At 60.7% G+C, this 3,998-nt stretch carries 2 protein-coding genes; both read left to right on the top strand.

The genetic code is table 11. The features are described 5' to 3' along the window. The first annotated feature begins 146 nt into the window (after positions 1-146). Positions 147-1,820 carry an IS21 family transposase gene (gene istA, locus KNN17_RS22035; protein ID WP_241711027.1) on the top strand — a complete coding sequence of 558 codons (1,674 nt, stop codon included), beginning with the start codon at positions 147-149 and terminating at the stop codon, positions 1,818-1,820. Next, positions 1,817-2,635 (top strand): IS21-like element helper ATPase IstB, encoded by an 819-nt coding sequence (istB, locus tag KNN17_RS22030; RefSeq protein WP_241711025.1) that lies wholly within the window; start codon positions 1,817-1,819, stop codon positions 2,633-2,635. The genes istA and istB overlap by 4 nt, the downstream gene beginning before the upstream one ends. The last annotated feature ends 1,363 nt before the right edge of the window (positions 2,636-3,998 follow it).

The raw sequence follows: 3,998 nt of genomic DNA, 5'->3' as shown, positions 1-3,998 counted from the left end.
TGACTGTGACAGGTTTGGATGGCCCCGGTTGGACGGTTATTTCTGGCCCCACTTCGTGACTCGCCGGGCAGATGTGACGGTTATATGTGGCCCCGCCTTCAACGTTGGATTCATCACTGGATGGATGCGGCGGAAGGCTGGTCTGGATGGAGTCGAGGGTGGAGTTGTTCGCGCGGATCCGCAGAGATGCCCGGGTTGAGGGCTTGTCGGTTCGTGCGCTGGCGGTCCGGCACGGGGTTCACCGGAGGACGGTGAGGCAGGCTCTGGAATCCGCTGCACCGCCGGAGCGTAAGCCGAGGCAAGGGGTGTCTTGGCGGCTGGAACCATTCAAGACCGCGATCGATGCGATGTTGGTTGAGGACACAACGGCGCCGCGGAAGCAACGCCATACCGCTCGGAGGATACTTGCCCGGCTCATTGAGGAGCATGGTGCGGAGGAGTTGTCGTATTCGACGGTGCGGGACTATGTCCGAGTCCGTCGGGCGCAGATCGATGTGGAGGCCGGTCGCAGGGTTGAGGTGTTCGTTCCGCAGGAACACGCGCCGGGCGCGGAGGCGGAAGTGGACTTCGGTGAGGTCTGGATCGTGTTGGACGGGGTGAAGACGAAGTGCCACATGTTCATCTTCCGGCTGTCTCACTCTGGCAAGGCCATTCACCGGATTTATCCAACGCAGGCCCAGGAAGCATTTCTGGAAGGCCATATCGAGGCGTTCAACGAGATCGGCGGGGTGCCGGTCAAACACATCCGCTATGACAACCTCACCAGTGCCGTCAGGGCCGTGGTGTTCGGGCAGGGCCGGAACCGCATCGAGAACGACCGGTGGGTGTTGTTCCGCTCGTTCTATGGTTTTGATGCTTTTTACTGCCAGCCAGGTATTGCCGGAGCACACGAGAAAGGCGGTGTTGAGGGTGAGGTGGGTTGGTTCCGTCGAAACCGGCTGTCCCCTATGCCTGCCGCGAAGTCCCTTGATGAGCTCAACGACCGGATCCGGGCCTGGGAGGTCCAAGATGATCAGCGGCGGATCAATGACCGGATACGCACGATCGGCCAGGACTTCGCCGCCGAGCGCTTGTTCCTGGCGCCGTTGCCGGCGGAAGAGTTCGACCCCGGTATGGTGCTGAACCCGAGGGTTGACCGGTCCTCGATGATCACCGTGCGGATGGTGAAGTACTCGGTCCCGGCACGGTTCATCGGTCGACGAGTCCGGGTGTCCTTGCGAGCATCGGAGCTTGTGGTGTTCGACGGCCGGGCGGTGGCAGCCCGGCATCAGCGGATCATTGCCAAGGGCGCGCAGTCGATCCAGTTGGACCATTACCTGGAGGTCCTCAAAACCAAGCCCGGCGCTCTGCCGGGTTCCACCGCTTTGGTCAGGGCACGGGAGTCAGGGGCTTTCACCAGCGCCCATGAAGCCTTCTGGTCTGCCTCGCGCAGGGTGAACGGCGACGCCGAGGGGACCCGTGAACTGATCGACGTCCTGCTGCTCCACCGTTCCATGAACGCCGTTGATGTCGAGGCAGGGATCACCGCGGCGCTGGGCGTGGGTGCGGTCAGCGCCGACGTCGTCGCGGTCGAGGCCCGCAGGCACGCAACAGGCACCGGGGGTGGGTCCGGTTCGGACCGTGATCACGGTGCTCATGTCGAGGCGAAAGTGCAACGCGTTGTCAGCCTGACCCAGCGCCGGCTGATGGACCCTGCCGCGGTCATCGCGGGGCTGCCCCGGGATACCCGGCCGTTGCCGACGGTCAGTGCCTATGACGAGTTGCTGGCCAAACGCGCCGAACACCCAGCAGGAACCGAGTCGAAGGAGAACATCTCATGAGTCCCACCGCACCGGCCGCGACCATCACTCCGACCCTGCGCCGGCGGCGCGGCCTGACCGAGCAGGCTGCTGTCGCGGCCGTGGACCAGGCCTGCCGCAGGCTGCGGCTGCCCACCGTCCGTGCGGTCCTGGACGAAGCCCTCACCGTCGCCGGGAAAGAACAACTGAGCTACCAGGGTTTCTTGGCCGAGCTGCTGCTGGCGGAGTGCGATGACCGTGACCGTCGCTCCTCCATCCGCCGGGTCAAAGCTGCGAACTTTCCTCGGGACAAGTGGCTCGGGGACTTTGATTTCGACGCCAACCCGAACATCAACCCGGCCACGATCCACACCCTCGCGACCGGGGACTGGATCCGTAAAGGCTCACCCCTGTGCCTGATCGGGGACTCCGGCACGGGCAAAACCCACCTGCTCATCGGGCTCGGCACCGCGGCAGCGGAACAGGGCTACCGGGTCAAATACACCCTCGCAACCCGGCTCGTGAACGAACTCGTCGAAGCCGCCGACGAGAAAGTCCTTGCCAAAACCATCGCCCGCTACGGCCGGGTTGACCTGCTGTGTATTGACGAATTGGGCTATATGGAACTGGACCGCCACGGCGCCGAACTCCTCTTCCAGGTCCTGACCGAACGAGAAGAAAAGAACTCCATCGCCATCGCCTCCAACGAATCCTTCTCCGGATGGACCAAAACCTTCACCGACCCCCGCCTCTGCGCCGCAATCGTGGACCGGCTGACCTTCAACGCCGCCATCATCGAAACCGGTACCGACTCCTACCGCCTCGCCCACACCATCGCCCAACAGGCCGCTAGCTGAAAAGGGAGGGCGCGCGCATTTGACGGAACATCTATGCTACGAAAGCTGCGCGATGCCTGTATCGACCTTTACAGTGTCCAACCAAGAACCTCGCGAAAGTTACCAGGGAAGGACCGGTCACAGGTTGCTCTTCACTCGAAGCCTCATGACGCCGACGAAAATGAAAAGAACACCGAAGAGGATCGTCGACAGGCCAGGCATCACCTTTCCCGAGGGACCAGATCTGGCCGACACCACTGATGATCCCAATGATTGAAAGCAGGATGAACCCGTATCCGAGGATCGTGTTCTGCCGCGAACGCTTAGCTGGTTGATTCATCGAGGCCCAATTTTCCGTGCGTATGGTCTAACTGGTCGGATCTTTCACGCCCTTCCAAGGGTGGGGCCGAAACAACCCGTCCTGCCGGGGCCAGGATTCGTTGAAATAGTCAGCGGCCCCGGCCCCTATTGCTTCTCCTTCGTTTCACATAACGCACAACCATTGTTATCAGCAGACCGATGAATACGACGACTGAGATCACGAGCACAAGCCCGGCATATTCACCGCCAAAAGGTCCGGCGTTTGGTGTGACCATTTCCATTTCCCAACTCCATACATCTCGGTGAAGGATCAAACATACGGCCCGTTACTGGGTGACTGAGGCCCCATATATAAGTGTTGCGACGCCTGCGGCAGCCATGATCAAGCCACCGATCAAGTACCCGTTCTCACTTTGGAACGAGTTCAATGTTTCTCCGAGCTGGCCATTGCGGTTGAGCAGCTTTGTGCTCAGGTTCTTAAGTCCTCGGCGTTGCCAAGCGCCCAAGAGTCCCACTACGACCGCTACAGAACCCAGCAAGATGTACATATTCCCTCGCTCCCTCATTCAGACTAGCTCTGACAAGCGACACGACCCGCGCCTCTGCGGCCGCAATTGTGGACCGTTTGTCCTTCAACGGCGTCAACATCGAAACCAGACGCTGGCCTCCCTCGCCCCCACCATCGCCCGACAAACCTTTGGCTAAATCGTGGGCCCCGTGCGGTCAGAACCAATGCAAAACGTCCATGGCCAGCAAAGAAGGAAAGTGAACAAGGGCAAATAATGGCAGCAACTACAACACCCCACATACCGTGCATCCTGCGCTTGGCCATGCTTGCTCCCCGTCCGATACCGGCGAGTGTACTTCCTCCATTCGTTATCGGATACGTTCGACAGCCCAACCCGGTTTCCTCATCTCGCAATCGCATTAGTTTCGGGGGCTGCGGTTTGATGGCGAGGAATGCTACCGTCCATGCCAGCCTCGCCCTCAGGCCCATTAACTCAAGGCAGAGTGGGGCCATAAATAGCCGTCATGCTGGGGCCAAAAAAGGTTGACATAGTCA

The sequence above is a fragment of the Arthrobacter bambusae genome (genome assembly GCF_022606295.1).
Lineage (GTDB): Bacteria > Actinomycetota > Actinomycetes > Actinomycetales > Micrococcaceae > Arthrobacter > Arthrobacter bambusae_A.
The sequence above is the reverse complement of the archived record's forward strand: the minus strand, read 5'-3'. Positions and strand labels throughout refer to the sequence as shown.

Coding starts and splice junctions, on each gene's coding strand:
- istB (WP_241711025.1), top strand. CDS start 1,817: ATGAGTCCCACCGCACCGGCCGCGACCATCACTCCGACCCTGCGCCGG.
- istA (WP_241711027.1), top strand. CDS start 147: ATGGAGTCGAGGGTGGAGTTGTTCGCGCGGATCCGCAGAGATGCCCGG.